This is a genomic window from Herbaspirillum sp. B65 (genome assembly GCF_000333555.1).
Taxonomy (GTDB): domain Bacteria; phylum Pseudomonadota; class Gammaproteobacteria; order Burkholderiales; family Burkholderiaceae_D; genus Herbaspirillum; species Herbaspirillum rubrisubalbicans.
Map to the genome: position 1 here is coordinate 1 of NZ_BADI01000666.1, position 2384 is coordinate 2384.

Sequence of the window (2384 nt, forward strand, 5' to 3'; positions counted from 1 at the left end):
ATGGTCTTGCCGGCCTCCTGCACCAGAGCGGTACCGGCATTGACCTTGTCTACTGAATCGGTGATCAATTCCTTGATCTCCTTGGCTGCCGCAGCAGAGCGCTGGGCCAGACTGCGCACTTCCGAAGCCACGACTGCGAAGCCGCGCCCCTGTTCACCGGCCCGCGCAGCCTCCACTGCAGCATTGAGCGCCAGGATGTTGGTCTGGAAGGCGATGCCATCAATGACGCCGATGATGCTGGAAATCTTCTGTGACGAACGGTTGATGGTCTCCATCGTCTGGATCATGCGCGCCACCGCGTCGCCGCCGGCAGAGGCCGCACTGGAGGCGACGGCCGTGGTCTCATCGGCGCGCCGGGCGTGCTCGGCATTGCGCTTGACGGTGGTGGCGATCTGTTCCATGGCAGCGGCGGTTTCTTCCACCGAGGAGGCCTGTTGCTCGGTCCGCACCGATAGATCCTGGTTGCCGGTAGCGATTTCGGCCGAGGCGACCGCGATGCCATGAATACTTCTGCGCAGCTTGCCGATGAGTTCGCGCAGATTGAGCGTCATCGAACGCAGCGACTGCATCAGTTGGCCGACCTCGTCCCGTGCGCCCACCTGAAGTTCAGCCGTCAGATCACCCCTGGCGACCCGTTCCGCGACGCTGACCGCTTCGGTCAGCGGCTTGACGATGGATCGCGCCAGCAGGTGCACCACAATGGCCGCCAGCAGCACGGCGAGCCCCTCGAGGATCAACAGCAATCGACGACTCTGCCCTGCAGTTCGTTCGATCTGGAGATTGATGCTGTCGATCTGATGACGCTGGACATTGAGAAATTCTTGCATGAGCTGCTGGAAACCTTTGGCCACCGGAACGTATTGTTCTTCCAGAATTTTGAGTGCCTGTGCGGTCTCGCCAGCGGCCTTGAGCTGGTTCACCCGATCACGAGCGGCCAGATAGCGCTTGCGCTGTACACCGATCTTGTCGAACAGGGCGCGCTCTTCATCGCTGTCGAGAAGACTGCCGATATGTTCTTGAAGGTCCCCCGATTTCTTGGGCCCCTCTGTAGCCAGAAACTCCGTCAGCGAAGGATCGCTGCTTTTGGCAATGGCCGTGGTGCGCATGATTCCCGAATCGATGGCACGGTACCAGTCGCTGCTCAGTCGCTCTTTCATCAATGGCTTCTTCATCATAGCCGAGGAAGCATCGCTGAGCGTCTGCAGGTTCCACAACGCAACGCCGGTGGTCATGCACGACAAAACCAGAACCACTCCAAGACCCAAGCCAAGCCGCTTGGCGATCTTCAGATGAGTGAACATCACTGCCCCTTTTCAAGAGAACTTTACACTTCGTCAGAAATATAAGTATCGCCAATAGTAACAACGTATTGATCAATGATACATGAAAAAATGCATTTCATGACATGCAGTGCTGCCACATTGAACATCTGCCGTGAAGCTCAGCGCTCGGGCACACCTCTAGCCCATTGTGACCAGTTCGCCACGATGGCCTCGACCAATGGGGAGCCTGCGCGGTAGAGATTCTCGGTCGCAATCGCAAATCCACCCTGGGTCTCGAAATTGAGCAGATTGCTCACATCGGAAATACCTGGCGGCGGACGATCAAAGTCCGAACCTGTGCGTAACAGCGCCACGCGCGATGGATCGACCAATCCAGACGTGCCGGCCCGACGTAGCGCCTCCAGGGTGGCATTGTCTTCCTGCTGTGCTGTGCAATAGCGCCCCTTTGCATCGGTGAGCAACGCCATCCATTGCGTGGCCCGCTGGGTCAGGCGATGACCTGAAAACCAGGTATCGCTGGACAAGGTGTCGCAGCGGGTGACTTGCGGCTTTCCATGCGCAACGGTTTGCACATACTTTGTGCGGTAGCGGGCCGCCTGCGCATCGTCGGCCAAGGTCACATCGCGGGAAAGAAGATAGGCGGCCTGCTGCAATGTCGGGTCGAGCTGGAATACCTCTGTGTGATAGTCCAGCTGTGGCTTCTGATCGGGGTTGCTGGTGTTGATGCCCAAGTAGCCGCTGTGCCAGTGATTGGGGATTTCGCGCGCATCCAGTTCCCATTGCAGTCCAAAATCGACCGCATATCCTGCCCAGGTTGCTGTTCCCAATGTGCCATAGTCCGGGCTGATACCGGCAATGCCCGCGATGAGGAAATACGTTTGGCGCAGATCCAGGCGAGAGGAAAAGCTCAGCGCCATCGTCGATGCTGCTGCGTTGGCATGACCCATGCCCAGGATCGCTAGACATGCCCCATCCTGCCGACAGCGCACCGGATTGTCCGCGCCAAGCCCAGGTACTACGATCTGATCCGTATGGCCCCAATGCTCCAGCCAATGTTGCGCTTCAGGTTGAACATGGTCAGCACCATCACCTGACGGCCTG

Annotated in this window: 1 protein-coding gene and 1 pseudogene; both read right to left on the reverse strand. The window is 58.5% G+C overall.

Annotated features, from left to right (window positions below):
* On the reverse strand, nucleotides 1-1301 hold a 1301-nt coding region (locus I5W_RS15900; RefSeq protein WP_044529960.1), incomplete at its 3' end, for a methyl-accepting chemotaxis protein.
* 140 nt (nucleotides 1302-1441) lie between these two features.
* Nucleotides 1442-2370: pseudogene (locus tag I5W_RS15905) on the reverse strand (purine-nucleoside phosphorylase).
* Between the last annotated feature and the right edge of the window lie 14 nt (nucleotides 2371-2384).